General features: G+C 71.3%; 13 protein-coding genes. 11 read left to right on the top strand and 2 right to left on the bottom strand.

The window, feature by feature from the left end; all coding sequences use genetic code 11:
• Positions 1-4: 4 nt before the first annotated feature.
• From ACFY1U_RS08975 to moeZ, 11 genes are all read left to right on the top strand, one after another.
• Positions 5-1,396, top strand: a complete 1,392-nt coding sequence (locus ACFY1U_RS08975) for a DUF3152 domain-containing protein (protein ID WP_390693420.1) — start codon at positions 5-7, stop codon at positions 1,394-1,396.
• 56 nt (positions 1,397-1,452) lie between these two features.
• Positions 1,453-1,545 (top strand): Ms4533A family Cys-rich leader peptide, encoded by a 93-nt coding sequence (locus ACFY1U_RS08980; protein ID WP_365840979.1) that lies wholly within the window; start codon positions 1,453-1,455, stop codon positions 1,543-1,545.
• Between the two features lie 183 nt (positions 1,546-1,728).
• Entirely contained in the window at positions 1,729-3,453 is a 1,725-nt protein-coding gene (locus ACFY1U_RS08985; RefSeq protein WP_390693421.1) for an ABC transporter substrate-binding protein, read from the top strand.
• Between the two features lie 4 nt (positions 3,454-3,457).
• The gene (locus tag ACFY1U_RS08990; protein ID WP_390693422.1) at positions 3,458-4,483 is read left to right on the top strand and encodes an ABC transporter permease; all 1,026 of its coding nucleotides are present in this window, start codon (positions 3,458-3,460) and stop codon (positions 4,481-4,483) included.
• On the top strand, positions 4,480-5,478 hold the full coding sequence (locus ACFY1U_RS08995) for an ABC transporter permease (RefSeq protein WP_390693423.1): 999 nt from the start codon (positions 4,480-4,482) through the stop codon (positions 5,476-5,478). Before ACFY1U_RS08990 ends, ACFY1U_RS08995 begins: the two co-directional genes overlap by 4 nt.
• A complete protein-coding gene (locus ACFY1U_RS09000; RefSeq protein WP_390693424.1) occupies positions 5,475-7,175 on the top strand; it encodes a dipeptide ABC transporter ATP-binding protein in 1,701 nt (566 codons plus the stop codon). Before ACFY1U_RS08995 ends, ACFY1U_RS09000 begins: the two co-directional genes overlap by 4 nt.
• 190 nt (positions 7,176-7,365) lie before the next feature.
• Positions 7,366-9,093 (top strand): DUF3492 domain-containing protein, encoded by a 1,728-nt coding sequence (locus tag ACFY1U_RS09005; RefSeq protein ID WP_390693425.1) that lies wholly within the window; start codon positions 7,366-7,368, stop codon positions 9,091-9,093.
• The gene (locus ACFY1U_RS09010; protein WP_390693426.1) at positions 9,090-10,595 is read left to right on the top strand and encodes a hypothetical protein; all 1,506 of its coding nucleotides are present in this window, start codon (positions 9,090-9,092) and stop codon (positions 10,593-10,595) included. The genes ACFY1U_RS09005 and ACFY1U_RS09010 overlap by 4 nt, the downstream gene beginning before the upstream one ends.
• Positions 10,596-10,770: 175 nt before the next feature.
• Positions 10,771-11,730: an NAD-dependent epimerase/dehydratase family protein gene (locus ACFY1U_RS09015; RefSeq protein ID WP_390693427.1), complete on the top strand. Its 960-nt coding sequence runs from the start codon at positions 10,771-10,773 to the stop codon at positions 11,728-11,730.
• Positions 11,718-12,467 carry a spherulation-specific family 4 protein gene (locus tag ACFY1U_RS09020; RefSeq protein WP_390693428.1) on the top strand — a complete coding sequence of 250 codons (750 nt, stop codon included), beginning with the start codon at positions 11,718-11,720 and terminating at the stop codon, positions 12,465-12,467. The genes ACFY1U_RS09015 and ACFY1U_RS09020 overlap by 13 nt, the downstream gene beginning before the upstream one ends.
• Before the next feature lie 63 nt (positions 12,468-12,530).
• On the top strand, positions 12,531-13,709 hold the full coding sequence (gene moeZ, locus ACFY1U_RS09025) for an adenylyltransferase/sulfurtransferase MoeZ (RefSeq protein ID WP_390693429.1): 1,179 nt from the start codon (positions 12,531-12,533) through the stop codon (positions 13,707-13,709).
• 84 nt (positions 13,710-13,793) lie between these two features.
• Here moeZ and ACFY1U_RS09030 read toward each other — a convergent pair whose 3' ends face one another.
• Together ACFY1U_RS09030 and ACFY1U_RS09035 are read right to left on the bottom strand one after the other, a co-directional pair.
• Positions 13,794-15,350 carry an alpha/beta hydrolase gene (locus tag ACFY1U_RS09030; protein WP_390693430.1) on the bottom strand — a complete coding sequence of 519 codons (1,557 nt, stop codon included), beginning with the start codon at positions 15,348-15,350 and terminating at the stop codon, positions 13,794-13,796.
• Positions 15,351-15,485: 135 nt separating this feature from the next.
• On the bottom strand, positions 15,486-17,039 hold the full coding sequence (locus tag ACFY1U_RS09035) for an alpha/beta hydrolase (RefSeq protein ID WP_390693431.1): 1,554 nt from the start codon (positions 17,037-17,039) through the stop codon (positions 15,486-15,488).
• Between the last annotated feature and the right edge of the window lie 37 nt (positions 17,040-17,076).

The following is a 17,076-nucleotide window of genomic DNA, read 5'->3' on the forward strand; positions in this document are numbered from 1 at the left end:
CGACGTGGGACGCCACAGCCGCCGCGGGGGCGCCGCCGCCGCGAAGGGTGACGCCAGTGTGGGGCAGGGCGGCCGGCCGGCCGCCGGGCCCGGGTCCGTTCCGGGGGCGCAGCAGGGCGGTGCGGAGGGCCGCCGGGTGCCCGGGCCGCCGGCCGGGCAGCAGCGGGCTCCGATGTACGGGACGCCGAGGACGGGGGACGGTACGCCCGCGCGCGGGGTGCCGCGGTTCCCGGACGCCACGCCTGCCCATGGGATGCCCAGGTTCCCGGACGGCACGCCCGCGCACGGCACCCCCCAGGTCCGCGGTGGTCACCCCGAGCAGCGTGAAGCCGGTGGCGGATGGGGTGAGTTGAGGGGGCCGGGCAGCGGTGGCGGTCCCGGTGCCGCCATACCGCGGCAGCGGCAACAGCCGCCCGCCCGGCCGCGGCAGGACTACCTCGACGCCTTCGACGAGGACGACGACGTCTTCGCGCCCCGCACCGATCTCTCGGCGCACGCCTCGGACCCGTACGCGTCCGTCACCGACTGGGACCCCGGCACCGGTGTCGGCGTGCCCTCGGAGACCGACGACGACGCACCGCCGACCGGCGTGCCCGCGCAGACCAGGGGCAGCAAGGGGCGGACGTTCACGGGTATCGCGGCCGCCGCCGTCACCACCGTGCTGGCCGTCGTCGTCGCCGGCCAGGTCACGCACGGCCGCGAGGACACCGGCGCAGGGACGCAGTCGGCCACCGACCAGGCGCGGGACGCCCGGGACTCGGGGCCGTCGCCGTCCTCGTCGCCCAGCGTGGCGACGCTGACGTACGCGCAGGCGATGGGGGAGAAGTACCCGCTCAGCGCCACGCTCAAGGGGTCGGGGAAGTTCGATGCGGTTCCGGGGTTCGACAAGGCGCCGGGCACGGGACAGAAGTACACCTACCGCGTGGACGTGGAGCAGGGGCTCGGGCTCGACGGCGCACTCTTCGCCCAGGCCGTGCAGAAGACGCTCAACGACGACCGGAGCTGGGCCCACAACGGTGCCCGCACCTTCGAGCGCGTCTACACCGGCAAGCCCGACTTCGTGATCACACTCGCCAGCCCCGGGACGACCGCGCAATGGTGCGCGAAGTCCGGGCTCGACACCACCGAGGACAACGTCTCGTGCGACTCGGCCGCCACCGAGCGCGTGATGATCAATGCATACAGATGGGCACAGGGTTCGAAGACCTACGGTGATCAAATTCACGCCTACCGGCAGATGCTGATCAACCACGAGGTGGGTCACCGGCTCGGCTACAGCCACGTCACCTGCAGCAAGAACGGCCAGCTCGCGCCGGTCATGCAGCAGCAGACCAAGTTCCTCGACCACAACGGGATCCACTGTCTGCCCAACCCCTGGCCGTATCCCGGAAGTTGACAGGCGCCACAGGCGTCACATTGACATGCCCAGAAAGTTCATTCATATTTCTGGGCATGTCGACCCCCCACGCCTTCGACCGCGCCGCCATCGAGCTGGCGCTCATCGGCGTGACCGCGCTCTGCGTGGCCGACATCCACTGTCGCTGACGCTCGCCCCCAGGCGTTCGCGTCGCGATCTTTTCCCTTCCGTGACCCGGTCACGGTTTTCGACGACCTGACGCCCGGGCAGAGGTCTGTTCACTTTCGTCTCACTCCTCGTCCATCCGTCTCACCATTCGGGCTTCTCCCGGATCCGCCGGGCCCGAACCACTCCGAGAGGTCGTCATTCCGATGCGTCAACCGTCCGTAAACAGAGCCCGCGTGGCGGCGACATCCGTAGGCCTGGTTCTGGCCCTGGGCGCCGCCGCCTGCGGGCCGAAGGACAACGATGCCAAGGGCTCCGGTGGCGACTCCACGCCGCACAAGGGCGGCACCCTGACGGTGCTGGACGCCACTACGGGGTCGACGGAGAACTTCGACCCGGCCCGCCTGTACACCTCCGGCGGCGGCAACGTCCCGTCCCTGGTCTTCCGTACGCTCACCACCCGCAACCGCGAGAGCGGCGCGGCCGGCGCCAAGGTCGTCCCGGACCTCGCCACCGACACCGGGCGCCCCAACAAGGACGCGACCGTGTGGACGTACACCCTGAAGAAGGGCCTCAAGTACGAGGACGGCACCGCGATCACGTCCGCCGACATCAAGTACGGCATCGAGCGCTCCTTCGCGCCCGAACTGTCCGGCGGCGCCCCCTACTTGAGGGACTGGCTGGTCGGCGCGGCCGACTACCAGGGGCCGTACAAGGACAAGAAGGGCCTGTCGGCGATCGAGACGCCGGACGCGCAGACCATCGTCTTCCACCTGAACAAGCCCGAGGGCGAGTTCCCGTACCTGGCCACGCAGACGCAGTTCACGCCCGTCCCGAAGAGCAAGGACACGGGTACGAAGTACGCGGAGCACCCGGTCTCGTCCGGCCCGTACAAGGTCGTGACGAACGAGAACAACGGCGAGCACATCGTCCTCGACCGCAACAAGTACTGGTCGACCGCGACGGACGCCGAGCGCAAGGCCTACCCGGACAAGGTCGACGTGAAGTCGGGGCTGGACTCGTCCGTGATCAACCAGCGGCTGTCGGCGTCCCAGGGTGCGGACGCGACCTCCGTCACGGTGGACACCAACCTCGGTCCGGCCGAGCTCGCCAAGGTGACCGGCGACAAGGAACTTGCCTCTCGCGTCGGTACGGGCCACTTCGGCTACACGAACTACATAGCGTTCAACCCGACCGTCAAGCCGTTCGACAACGTCAAGGTGCGGCAGGCGATCTCGTACGCCATCGACCGGTCGTCCGTGATCAATGCGGCGGGTGGATCCGCACTCGCCGAGGCCGCCACCACCTACCTGCCGAACCAGAAGTCCTTCGGCTACGAGCCCTACGACCTGTTCCCGGCGGGCAAGACCGGCAACCCGGCCAAGGCCAAGGAACTGCTGGCGCAGGCGGGTTACAAGAACGGGCTCACCATCACGCTGACCCACTCCAACGCCAAGAACTTCGAGACCAGCCCGGAGATCGCGACCGCGATCCAGGACGCGCTCAAGAAGGCCGGCATCACGGTCAAGCTGCAGGGTCTGGAGGACAACGACTACTCCGACAAGATCCACAACGTGAAGACCGAGCCCGGTTTCTTCCTCGCCCACTGGGGTGCCGACTGGCCCTCCGGAGGTCCCTTCCTCGCCCCGATCTTCGACGGCCGGCAGATCGTCAAGGACGGCGCGAACTTCAACACGGGCCTGCTCAATGACAAGTCGGTCAATGCCGAGATTGACGCGATCAACAAGTTGACCGACCTTGACGCTGCCGCCAAGAGGTGGGGTGCACTGGACAAGAAGATCGGTGAGCAGGCGCTGACCGTGCCGCTGTTCCACCCGGTCTACAAGCGCCTGGTCGGCAAGGACATCAGGAACGTCGTGATCAGCGACTGGACCGGTGTGCTGGACATCTCGCAGGTCGCGGTGAAGTAGCGCCGTGAGCGAGGCACTTGTCGCCACCCAGGTCCCCGAGGTGTCCTCCTCGGGGGCCTCGGGGGCCGTTCAGTTCTGGCGGCGGCTGCGTACACAGCGCGCCGCCCTCGTCGCGGCGGCCGTCGTCGCGCTGCTGGTCCTGGTCGCGCTCGCCGCGCCGCTGCTCACCGCCATCGAGGGGCAGGACCCGACCACCTATCACCCGTCGCTCATCGACTCCGCGCGCGGGGGCGTGCCGATCGGGTCCTTCGGAGGGATCAGCGGGGACCACTGGCTGGGTGTCGAGCCGCAGACCGGACGGGATCTGTTCGCCCGGCTGGTGTACGGGGCGCGGGTCTCGCTGGGGGTCGCGCTCGGGGCGACCGCTGTACAGGTTCTTCTCGGTGTCGTCGTGGGCGTCACGGCCGCGCTCGGCAGCCGATGGGTTGATCAACTGTTGAGCCGGGCCACCGACATCATCGTCGCCATGCCACTGATGATCATGGCGTTGGCGTTGCTGGCCATCGTGCCCAGCAGCTTCCCGAGGCCGGTCCTGGTCGCGCTCATCATCGGCTTCGTCGCCTGGGGCACGATCGCCAAGATCGCCCGCGCCCAGACGCTCACCCTCAAGGAACTCGACTACGTCGCGGCCGCCCGGCTCAGCGGCTGGAGCACCTGGCGGATCGCCCGCCGGGAGCTGCTGCCCGGCCTGGCCGCGCCCGTCATCACCTATGCCGCGCTGATAGTGCCGGCCAACATCGCGATCGAGGCCGCCCTGTCCTTCCTCGGCGTCGGCGTGAAGCCGCCCACCCCGTCCTGGGGGCAGATGCTCACCTCGGCCAACGTCTGGTACCAGGCGGCCCCGCAGTACCTGCTGCTGCCCGCGGGCGCCCTGTTCGTGACCGTCCTCGCGCTCACCGTCCTCGGCGACGGTGTACGCACCGCCCTCGATCCGCGCGCGGCCTCCCGCCTGCGTGTCGGAACGGGCAGCAAACGGGAGGCGAAGGCAGCGGCCGAGAGGGAAGTGCAGTCGAAGGAAGTGCAGTCATGAGCGGCTTCGCCGGTTTCGCGGTGCGCCGCGCCATGGGCGCCGTGATCACCCTGCTCGTCATCTCGGTGATCATCTACGTCGTCTTCTACGCCACTCCCGGCAACGTCGCCCAGATCACCTGCGGCCCGCGCTGCTCGCCGGAACAGGTGCACCAGGTCGCCCAGCAGCTCAAGCTCGACGACCCGCTGTACTTGCGTTACTGGCACTTCCTGGAGGGCATCCTCGTCGGCCAGGACTACTCGACGGGCACCTCCGTCGAGCACTGCTCGGCGCCCTGCCTCGGCCAGTCGTACCAGAGCGACCAGCAGGTCACCCAGATCATCCTGACCAAGCTGCCGGTCAGCCTGTCCCTGGTGGTGGGCGCGATGGTGCTCTGGCTCGTGATGGGTGTCGGCACCGGGGTGCTCTCCGCCTGGCGGCGCGGCCGGTTCAGCGAACGCGCGCTGACCGGCCTCACCCTCGCGGGCATCTCCACGCCGGTCTTCGTCATCGGCCTGCTGCTGATGATCGTGATCTGCGGGCAACTGGAGCTGCTGCCCTTTCCGGAGTACGTCCCCTTCACCGACGACCCTGAGCAGTGGGCCTGGGGCCTCCTGCTGCCGTGGTTCACCCTCGCCCTCAGCGAGGCCGCCTACTTCGCCCGGCTGACGCGGGCATCGATGCTGGAGACGCTGGCCGAGGACCACATCCGGACCTTCCGGGCCTACGGCGTCGGCGAGCGGTCGCTCGTCGGTCGGCACGCGTTGCGGGGCGCACTGGCGCCGATCATCGCCCTGAACGCGAACGACTTCGGCAGTGCGGTGGGCGGCGCCGTTCTCATAGAGTCGCTCTTCGGCCTCCCCGGCATCGGCCAGGAACTCGTCCACGCCGTCAATGTGGTCGACCTTCCGGTCGTCGTCGGCATGGTCCTGGTGATCGGCTTCTTCGTGGTCCTCGCCAACGCCGTCGCGGACGTGCTGTTCGCGGTGGCCGACCGACGGGTGGTACTGACGTGAGTCTCGTCCAAGTCACGGATCTCTCCGTCGAGTTCGGCGACCTGCGGGCCGTCGACGGCCTCTCCTTCCGCCTGGAGCAGGGCGGTGCCCTGGCCCTGGTCGGCGAGTCGGGCTCCGGGAAGTCCACCGTCGCCTCCGCGCTGCTGGGGCTGCACCGCGGCACGGGCGCGCGGGTCGGCGGCTCGGTCGAGGTCGCCGGCACCGACGTACAGCAGGCGTCGGACGACGAGCTGCGGCGGCTGCGCGGCGCAAAGGCCGCGATGGTCTTCCAGGACCCCCTGTCGTCCCTCGACCCGTACTACGCGATCGGAGACCAGATCGCCGAGGTGTACCGCGTGCACACGCGCGGGTCACGACGGGCGGCACGCGCGCGTGCCGTGGAAGTGCTCGACCGGGTTGGAATTCCGGACGCACAACGCCGGTCCCGTTCCCGGCCGCACGAGTTCAGCGGTGGCATGCGCCAGCGCGCTCTCATCGCCATGGCACTGGCCTGCGAGCCCGAGCTGCTGATCGCCGACGAGCCGACGACCGCGCTCGACGTCACCGTCCAGGCCCAGATCCTCGACCTGCTGCACGCCCTGCGCGAGGAGACGGGCATGGGGCTGCTGCTCGTCACGCACGACGTGGGCGTCGCCGCCGAGAGCGTCGACGAGGTCCTCGTCATGCGGCACGGGCGCGTGGTCGAACACGGGCCGGTCACGGACGTACTGGACGCGCCGACGGAGCCCTACACACGGGACCTCCTGGCAGCGGTCCCGCGCGTGGACGCGCGGCGGACGACACCCGGGGTCGTCCCGGGATCCTCGGCGGGCAGCGGTGAGGCCGCCGTGCCTGAGACTTCGGCGGAGGGCGCCCAGGCTGTCCCACCGGGGGGCGGCGAAGCCGGCTCCTCGAGCGCTTCCGGGGACGTCGTCCTGGAGGCGGCCGGGCTGCGCCGCGAATTCGGGCGCGGCAAGCGGGCGTTCGCCGCCGTGGACGACGTGTCGCTGACCCTCCGCCGCGGCGAGACCCTCGGCGTCGTCGGCGAGAGCGGCAGCGGAAAGACGACGCTCGGGCGGATGCTGGTCGGGCTGCTGAAGCCGACCGCGGGTGAGGTCCGTCATGAGGGGCACGCGCGCGTGGGTGTGAATCGGGCCGTCCAGATGGTGTTCCAGGACCCCGTCTCCTCCCTCAACCCGCGTCGCAGCGTGGGCGAGTCGATCGCCGATCCGCTACGCGCGCGGGGAGAACGGGACGAGAAGGGCATCAGGCGGCGCGTGACGGAACTCCTGGAGCGCGTGGGGCTCGAAGGGGCGCACTACGACCGCTACCCGCACGAGTTCAGCGGCGGTCAGCGCCAGCGTGTGGGCATCGCCCGGGCACTCGCGGCCGACCCGCGCGTCATCGTCTGCGACGAGCCCGTCTCCGCGCTGGACGTGACCACACAGGCCCAGGTGGTGGCCCTGCTCGGCGAGCTGCAGCGCGAACTCGGGCTCGCGCTCGTCTTCGTCGCCCACGACCTCGCCGTCGTACGACAGGTCAGCGACCGGGTCGCGGTGATGCGCCGCGGCCGGATCGTCGAGTCCGGGCCCGCCGACGAGGTGTACGACCATCCCCAGGACCCGTACACCAAGCAGCTGCTCGGCGCCGTACCGGCACTCGACCCCCAGGTCGCGGCCCGGCGCAGGGCCGCCAGGCGGGAGCCGGCCGTGGCCTGACACAACGTGACTGCTTGATCTCGTAGCGCGATCGAACGCGGTCCGCACGGGAAAGTTACGACCGTTCACCCCTTTTGGTGGCGCGATGGACAACCGTCCGTCGCGCCACCGCCTTGTCCGCATACCTTCTTCCCGCTGCGAGCCGCCGGGTCAAGGGCGGCTCCCCATACGGGAGATCGGGGGTGCGCTCGTGCGCATCGGACTGCTTACGGAGGGTGGCTATCCGTATGTGAGCGGCGACGCCAGGCTCTGGTGCGACCGGCTCGTGCGCGGGCTCGGGCAGCACGAGTTCGACGTCTACGCGCTCAGCCGCAGCGAGCGCCAGGAGAGCGAGGGCTGGGTCGCGCTCCCGCCGCAGGTCGGCCGGGTGCGGACGGCGCCGCTGTGGACGGCCGAGGACGACGGGACGCGCTACGGGCGCCGGGCGCGGCGGCGGTTCGCCGAGTGCTACGGGGAGTTGGCGGCCGTGCTGTGCGCCGGGACCGCCGGGGATCCCTCCGGCGCCTCGGGGGAGGCCCCGGCCGCTGAGGCGGACCGTTTCGGCAGCGCGCTGTACGGGCTCGCCGAACTCGCCCGGGACGAGCGCGGCCTGGTGGGAGCGCTCCGCTCCGAGGCCGCCGTGCGAACCCTGGAGCGCGCCTGTCGGTCGCGGGGGGCCCTGGGAGCGGCGCGTGAGGCGCGGGTACCGGATCTGCTCGCGGTCGCCGCCCACCTGGAACGCGCCCTGCGCCCTCTCTCGCTCGACTGGCACGAGGACGACGGCCTCGGCTCGGCCGACCTGTGCCACGCGACCTCCGGCGGGCCCGCGGCCCTGCCCGGACTGCTCGCCCGCCACTTCCACGGCGTGCCCCTGCTGCTGACCGAGTACGGCGTGCGGCTGCGCACCCACTACCTGGCCGCCACGGACGCGCCGCCCGCCGTACGGTCCCTGCTCGCCGCCTTCCACGGCAGGCTCGCCGCGGAGATCTACGACCGGGCCGCGATCGTCACGCCCGGCAACGCGCACGCCCGCCGCTGGCAGGAACGGTGCGGCGCCGACCGCGCGAAGCTCCGCACGGTCTACCCGGGCATGGACGCCTCCCGCTTCGCCGAGGTCGGAGAGGCGCCGGAGTCCGCCGACCCCGACACGCTGGTCTGGGTCGGCCGCGTCGAACCCGCCAAGGACCTGGTGTCGCTGCTGCACGCCTTCGCGGAGATCCGCAAGGAGGCGCCGAAGACCCTGCTGCGGATCGTCGGTGCCCCGGACGGCCCCGACGGCGAGGCCTATCTCGGCCACTGCCGGGCGCTGGCCGCGCAGCTCTTCCCCGACGAGGCGGCAGGGCTGCACGCCGTCGGCGACAACCCCGTGTCCTTCGAGGAGATCGGCGGCCCGGAGTTGCCGAGCCTCGCCGACGCGTACGCCGCCGGCGCCGTGACCGTGCTGTCCAGCGTCGTCGAGGGCTTTCCGATCAGCCTCGTCGAGGCGATGTTCTGCGGCCGCGCGACCGTCTCCACGGACGTCGGCGCGGTGGTGGAGGTCATCGGGGGCACGGGGCTCGTCGTACCGCCGCGCAACCCGCGGGCGCTCGCCGAGGCGTGCCTGGCGCTGCTGCGTGACCCCGAGCGCCGGGAGCGCCTGGGCGCCGCAGCACGCGCGCGTGCGCTCGAACTGTTCACCGTCGAGCAGAACACCACGGCATTTCACGGCATTTACCTGGAGATCGTCTCGCGCACCCCGGTGCGCCGCGTCGTCCTCGACGACACCGGAGAGCCCCTGCCGTTCGCCGTCCCCGCCGAGGCCCATCTTCCCGGCCGCTGGACCCACCCGGATGCGCGCGTGGTGGCCCGCGGCGGCCCCGGCTGGGCGACGAGCACCCCGGTGCGCGCGACGCCGCCGCGGCCCACACCCCCGATGCCGGCCACCGAGGGGGCACGATGAGCGACTTGGGAGCACTGGACCGCCCTGGCACCCCGGACAGCCCCGGAGCCTGGGACGAACGGTCGCATGAATGGCTCGCGGGGGAACCCACCGGCGCGGACGGCCCCGGGCGAGAGACGGCACCCGGTGCGCACGGCGGCGATGACACCCTGACACGCGCGCGGGCCGATGCCGGAGCCTTGGCACGCACGCGTGGCGACACCGAAGCCCTGGCCCGTGGGGGCGTTGACGCCGGAGCCTTGGCAAGCGCGCGAGCAGAGGCCGGAGCCCTGGCGCCCACGGGTGCTGAGGCCGAAGCCCTGGTACTCAGGCGTGCGGACGCCGAAGCCCCGGCACCGGCGCAAGCAGAACCCGACCCGCCGGCCGCCCCCCGCCAACCCGCTGCTCCCCGTCGCGCCGCCGCCGACCCCGTGAAGGCGCTGATGCACCGTCACCGGGAGTTGTGCGAGCGGGCGGTGGACCCCTTGGAGATCGCTGCGGGTCTGGAGGCGCACGGCGTCACCGACCGGACCGCCGCACGCTTCCGGCACCGGGACGTCTTCTCCCTGGCGGAGGAGATGTACGCGCGCGCACCCCGCGACGACGGCGCCCCCGCCCGCCCAGCAGCCCTCGACGTGCCCAGGGCACGCGTCGGCTGGGCCCTGCTCACCCTCCTGCCCGGAGCACTGTGCGTGGCGGCCGTGGCCGCCCTGCACCTCACCCACGGACAGGCCCGTGTGCTCGCGGCAGCCGTCGGACTCCTCGTTGTCGCTCTCGCCGTGCGCGCGGCGCTCACCCGCGGCCCCCTGGGCGCGACGGACCGCAGACCGGCGGGATCCCTCCCGCTCGCGCCCGGCAGCCGTGTGTGCACGTACTGGCTCCTCGCGTACGCCCTCCTCGGCGACGGCGACGGCGTCCTGCGTGCAGCCCTCGCCGGAGGCCCCGACGGCCCGCCCACCGGTACCGCCGTCGGCCCCTGGCCCCTCGCCACCGCCCCCTTCCTGGCCCTCATGCTGGCCTGTGCCCCCGCGGCCTGGAGCGCCCATCTCTTCGCCGTACGCGCCCGCCGCAGGCTGGCCGCCAGCCGTGCCCTGGAGGAGTACGCCGCCTCCGTACGACCGCTCCTCATCGGCACGTTCGCCCTGTTCCTGTGCGCGCTGACAGCCCTGCTCGCCGTGTGCGGCGCGGCTCTGGGTGAGCCCGCGGCCTACGCCCAGACCGTCACCCTGGGTGCCCTGCTGCTCCTCGCCCGTCTCCTCACCACGCACGGCTTCACCCACGCCCCCGCGCTCGTCCTCACCGCCACGGCCGCGGCCGAGGCCACCGCCACGGCCACCGCCTTCGCGGGCCGCCTCCCCGGGTGCGGCTTCCTCGCCACCCCCGTGGAGACCCTCGTCGACGACTGGGGCCCCGGCAGCGTCCAGGCCCTCGTCTGCGGTGCGGCCGCGCTGACCCTGCTGTTCCACGCGACCCGCACCCTCACCCGGGCCTCGGCCCATGCACCCACGGACCGGCCGTGCTGACGCGGCAGCCGTCCCCGGCGTACCCCCACGAGCCGCACGCACGCCGACGCACGTCGGCCCACGCCCTGTCGCAGGCGCCCGGTCCCGCCGCCCGAGGCAAGCGCACCACCCCCTCCGAAGGAGAACCCGAGATGATCACCTCCCGACCCGACACCTCGGCCCCGGGAGCCGCCCGATGAGAGTCCTGCTGATCGGAGCCAACGGCTACCTCGGCCGCTTCGTCGCCGACCGTCTGCTCGCCGACCCGGCCGTCCAGCTCACCGCGCTCGGCCGCGGCGACGACGCCGACGTCCGCTTCGACCTCGCGTCCGGCAGCCCCGGAGCCCTCACCCGTTTCCTCGACGCGGTCCACCCCGGCGTCGTCATCAACTGCGCCGGTGCCACGCGGGGCGGCGCGCGCGACCTCACCCGCCACAACACCGTCGCCGTCGCCACCGTCTGCGAGGCCCTGCGCCGCAGCGGCTGCGGCGCCCGCCTGGTGCAGATCGGCTGCGGCGCCGAGTACGGCCCGAGCCAGCCGGGTTCGTCGACGGCGGAGGACGCCGTCCCACGCCCCGGCGGCCCGTACGGCGTGAGCAAGCTCGCCGCCACCGAACTGGTCCTGGGCTCCGGCCTGGACGCCGTCGTCCTCCGGGTCTTCTCACCTGCCGGCCCCGGCACTCCCGCCGGCTCGCCGCTCGGCCGGCTCGCCGAGGCCATGCGCCGCGCCATGCAGTCCGGCGACGGCGAACTCAAGCTCGGCGGCCTCGGCGTCCAGCGCGACTTCATCGACGTACGCGACGTGGCGCGCGCCGTGCACGCCGCCTCGCTCTCCGCCGCACAGGGCGTCATCAACATCGGCTCGGGCCGCGCCGTCCGGCTGCGCGACGCCGCCGCCATGCTCGCCCGCGTGGCCGGATACGGCGGCGCGCTCCACGAACTCGACGGCCCGCCCGGCCCGCTGCGGGCCACCATCGGCCACCCCCGCAGCGAATCCGACCACGCCGCTCCGGCCGCGTACCCGTACCCGGACGGCTGCGGCAGCTGGCAGCAGGCCGACGTGCGCACCGCACGCGACCGGCTCGGGTGGCGGCCCCGCATCAACCTCGAAGAGTCCCTCGCCGACATCTGGATGGAGGCGGCATGCCGTATCTGACCAGTACCAAAGCGGGCACCGCGAGCACCGACGTCCGTACCGGCTTCGGCATCCCCGGCTACGCACACCCCCTCCTCGCACCCACCGAGTGGGGCGAACTCACCCGCCCGGGAACGCCCTTGCACTGGGTCGTCCTCAATGTGGCCGACGGCCCCGGCTCCCGCCCCGACCCGCACTGCCTGGAGGCCGCCGGCCGCCTGCGCAACGCGGGCGTGCGGGTCCTCGGCCACCTCGACACCGCCTACGGGGCCCGCACCTTCGGCGGGGTGATCTCCGACGCGCACCGCTACATCGACTGGTACCAGGTCGACGGCTTCCTGCTGGACCGCTGCCCGAGCGAACGCGTCTCGCTTTCCGAGGTCAGCCGCACCGTCACCACGCTCCGCGGGATCCGTGGCGATGCCCACATCGTCCTCGGCCACGGCACCCACCCGCACCCCGGCTACCTGGAGAGCGCCGACCAGCTGGTCACCTTCTCCGGATCCTGGAGCGACTACCGCTGGTCGCAGGTGGCCGAGTGGACGGCGGACCATCCGCCCGAGCGCTTCTGCCACCTCGTCCACGGGGTGCCGCGCCCCCACCTGGAGGAAGCACTGCGCATCGCCCGCTGGCAGGGTGCCTCGACCATCTACTTCACCGACCGCACCGACCGAGGTGGCCGCACCGATCCCTGGGGGGCCATGCCCGGCTACTGGGACGAAATCGTCTCGCGGATCGGAACGGGTGTCTCGGAATGAAGAAGGCCGTGGCAGTGTTACGGGGAGAACAACTGTAGTGATTGACCGACCAACGGAGTCCCCGTGTCGCTGCCACCCCTGGTCGAGCCAGCCTCTGAGCTCACCGTAGACGAGGTCCGCAGGTACTCCCGCCACCTGATCATCCCCGACGTCGGGATGGACGGGCAGAAGCGGCTGAAGAACGCCAAGGTGCTCTGTGTGGGCGCCGGCGGCCTGGGCTCGCCGGCGCTGATGTACCTGGCCGCGGCGGGCGTCGGCACGCTCGGCATCGTGGAGTTCGACGAGGTCGACGAGTCGAACCTGCAGCGTCAGATCATCCACAGCCAGGCCGACATCGGCCGCTCCAAGGCCGAGTCCGCGCGCGACTCCGTCCTCGGCATCAACCCGTACGTGAACGTGATCCTTCACGAGGAGCGGCTCGAGGCCGACAACGTGATGGACATCTTCAGCCAGTACGACCTGATCGTCGACGGCACGGACAACTTCGCGACCCGCTACCTGGTCAACGACGCGTGCGTGCTGCTGGGCAAGCCGTACGTGTGGGGTTCGATCTACCGCTTCGACGGCCAGGCCTCCGTCTTCTGGTCCGAGCACGGCCCCTGCTACCGCTGCCTGTACCCGGAGCCCCCGCCGCCGGGCATGGTCCCCTCCTGCGCCGAGGGCGGCGTCCTGGGCGTGCTGTGCGCGTCCATCGGCTCCATCCAGGTCACGGAGGCCATCAAGGTCCTCACCGGCACCGGTGAGCCCCTCGTCGGCCGCCTGATGATCTACGACGCCCTGGAGATGCAGTACCGCCAGGTCAAGGTGCGCAAGGACCCGAACTGCGCGGTCTGCGGCGAGAACCCCACCGTCACCGAGCTCATCGACTACGAGGCCTTCTGCGGCGTCGTCTCCGAGGAGGCCCAGGAAGCGGCCGCCGGCTCGACGATCACTCCGAAGCAGCTCAAGGAGTGGATCGACGACGGCGAGAACATCGAGATCATCGACGTGCGTGAGATCAACGAGTACGAGATCGTCTCGATCCCCGGCGCGAAGCTGATCCCGAAGAACGAGTTCCTCATGGGCACCGCCCTGGAGACCCTTCCGCAGGACAAGAAGATCGTCCTGCACTGCAAGACGGGTGTCCGCAGTGCGGAAGTCCTCGCGGTCCTGAAGTCCGCGGGCTTCGCCGACGCCGTACACGTCGGCGGCGGCGTGATCGGCTGGGTCAACCAGATCGAGCCGCACAAGCCGGTCTACTAGGCGCACGCCTTCCCAGGAGGGGCTCGGCACCGCAGGTGCCGGGCCCCCTTTCCGCTGCCCGGGCCGCGAGTGCCGCCGCTCGGGCTACGAGGCGCAGACCTTTCCGTCCTTCGGCACCGTCCCGCTCAGGAGATAGGCGTTGACCGTCGAGTCGACGCAGTCGCTCCCGTTCCCGTACGCGCCGTGCCCCTCGCCCTTCCAGGTGAGCTCCACGCCGACGCCCTTGCCCAGTTCGTCGGCCATCTTCCGGGCACCCTCGTAGGGCGTCGCCGGGTCGCCGGTGTTGCCCACCACGAGGATCGGGGGCGCCCCGGGCGCACTGGCCGGCGGGGTGTCCCACTGGCCGGCCACCGGCCAGTCGTGGCACCAGCCGGCGGTGTCCCAGCCCATGAAGTCGCCGAAAACGGGCGAGATCTTCTCGAACTGCGCCAGCCGCTTCTTCGTTTCGGCGGGTGTCGGGCGCAGCTTGCTGTCCAGGCACGATATGACCCGTTGTGAGTGGGTCGTCGTCTCGTAGTGCCCCGAAGCGTCGCGGCCGTTGTAGCCGTCGGCCAGCGACAGCAGTTCCGAGCCGTCGCCGTTCTCGGCGGCGTTCAGCGCGCTGGTGAGACTGGGCCAGCTCTGCCTGGAGTAGAGGGGGTAGGTCAGTCCGGTCAGCGCGAGCGTCTGGGTGAGCTTGCGGCCGCTCGACGTCGGCAGCGGGCGGCTGTCGATCCGCTTCAGCAGGGCCGCGATCTTCTGTGATCCCTGCGCCGGGTCCTGTCCCGTCGACTTGAGGTAGTCGTCCAGTGCCCGCTGGAAGCCCCTGGCCTGGTTCTCGGCGTGTCCCACCATGTCGGCGCCCGGGTCGACCACGGCGTCCAGGACGAGCCGCGCCACCCTCCTCGGGAACAAGTGGGCGTAGACACCGCCGAGTTCGGTGCCGTACGAGATGCCGAAGTAGTGCATCTTCGAGTCGCCCAGCACCTGGCGCATCAGGTCCATGTCGCGGGCGGTGTCGGTCGTCGACGCGTGCGACATCAGCTTCCCGGCGGCCTTCGCGCAGCCCTTGCCGAAGTCGACGGCGTCCTTGAGGTACGCCTTCTCCTCGGCCGGGGTGTCGGGTGTGGTGTCCACCGACTCCGCGGCCTGGATCTCCCTGTCGCTGCGGCAGCGGATTTCCCCGCTCGATCCGACGCCGCGCGGGTCCCAGCTCACCAGGTCGTACTGTTCACGCAGTTTGGCGAAGGTGGGGCCGAAGGACGGCAGGTAGGAGACGCCCGGGGCGCCGGGGCCACCGAAGTTGAACAGCAGCGAGCCGATGCGCTTGCCCCCGCGGGCCTCGGCGCGGATCAGCCCGAGCCCCATCGTCTCGCCCCGCGGCTTCGACCAGTCCAGCGGCACCTGGAGCGTCGCGCACTGCCAGTCGTTGCCCGGCGCCGGGGAGTCGTCGGTGGCCTTGCACCTGCCCCAGGCGAGCTTCTGCGCGGTCAGTGAGGAGGGCAGCGCGGCCGTCGTACCGGAGGCGCCGGACGACGGCGAGGCGGTCGCGCTCGTCCTCCCGCCGCCCTTGCCGTCGTCGGACGGCGAACCACTGCTGCAGCCCCCCACCAGGAGCGCTGCGGCGGCCCCCAGAGCCGTCCACCGTACGAATCGCGCCATGTGCGTCCCCCCTCGCGGGCCGTCCGCATCGAGCAGCAGACGGCTGTCAGGCCATCGTAGGCGGATCAAGGCAGACCTGCCGGAGCCTGTGGATAACCTTCTGACCTGCTGCTTTGCCCCGAACCGCGTCAGTTCTCAGGAACACACGGTTCCGGCCGCCGGTACCTTTCCGTCCAGCAGATAGCCGTTCACGGCGGCCTGCACGCACTTGTTCTTGCTGTCGTAGGAGCCGTGCCCCTGCCCCTTGTACGTCAGCTCCACGCCGACGCCCTTGCCCAGCGCGTCCACCATCTTCTTCGCACCCTCGTACGGCGTGGCGGGGTCACCGGTGTTGCCCACGACGAGGATCGGCGCGGCCCCCGGCGCGCTCACGTCCGGATGGTCGGCGGCACCCGCGACGGGCCAGTCGGTGCAGCTGAGCATGGACCAGGCCAGGAAGTCGCCGAACAGCGGCGAGGCGGCCCGGAACTCGGGCAGCTTCTGCTCCACGTAGGCCGTGCTGTAACGGGGCTTTTCGTCGGCGCAGTTGACGGCGATGTTGGCGGCGGTGATGTTGCTGTACTCGCCGTTCTCGTTGCGCCCGTTCAGCGAGTCGGACAGCGCCATGAGGACCTTGCCGTCGCCGGCGTACGCCTGCTGCAGGCCCTCGATGAGGTACTGCCAGTAGTCCTTGGAGTACAGGGCCTGCGCGATGCCGTTGGTCGCGGCGGTCTCGGTCAGCCGGCGGGGGAGGATGCCGGGGATCGGCTTCGCGTCGAGGTCCTTCAGCAGCTTGGCGATACGGTCCTTCACGTCCTGCGGGGTGTCGCCGATGGGGCAGGCACCGGCCTTCGACGTACAGTCCGCGGCGAAGTTGTCGAGCGCGAGCTGGAAGCCCTCGGCCTGTCCGAGGGAGCTCTGCTCGGCGTTCTGCGTCGGGTCGACGACCGCGTCGAGGACGGCGCGGCCCACCTTCTTCGGGAACAAGTGGGCGTAGACACCGCCGAGTTCGGTGCCGTACGAGATGCCGAAGTAGTACAGCTTGTCGTCGCCCACGACCTGCCGCATGAGGTCCATGTCTCGGGCCGCGTCGGTGGTGCGCACATGCGGCAGCACCTTCTTGGAGTTCTTCTCGCAGGCCGCGTTGAACTTCTTGGTGTTGTTCAGGTACGCGGTGCGCTCGCCGGCGTCGTCGGGGGTCCCGTCCTGCTGGAAGTACGCGTCGAGCTGCTGGTTGTCCTCGCATTTCACGGGGGCGCTGCTGCCGACGCCGCGCGGGTCGAAGCTGACCAGGTCGTAGCGGGTGCGCAGTTTCGCGTAGTCCTGGCCGAGGGCGGGCAGGGTGGTGACGCCCGAGCCGCCGGGCCCGCCGAAGTTGAAGACGAGCGAGCCGATGCGCTTGCTGCTGTCGCCGCTGGCCTTCGCCCGGATCAGGGCGATGCCGATCGTGTCGCCCTTGGGCTTCGCCCAGTCGAGGGGCGCCTTCATGGTGGCGCACTGCCACCGGCCGCCGTTCGGCAGAGGCGACGGGGCGTTGCCGCCGCCTTCCGCCGCGGACGGGGCCGGACAGTCCTTCCAGTCCAGTTTCTGGGCCGACAGGTCCCCGTCCTCGGCGGCCTTGGAGCTGTCGCTGCAGCCTCCCAGCACGCAGGACAGCAGCAGGAGGGTGGCGGTCAGGGCGGCCGCGCGCGGGCGGAAAGGGTTCGGCATGCTCCCATCCTGTCGTCACGCGCGCGTGGGCGCTCGG

Source organism: Streptomyces sp. NPDC001351, assembly GCF_042896045.1.
Classification (GTDB): Bacteria; Actinomycetota; Actinomycetes; order Streptomycetales; family Streptomycetaceae; genus Streptomyces.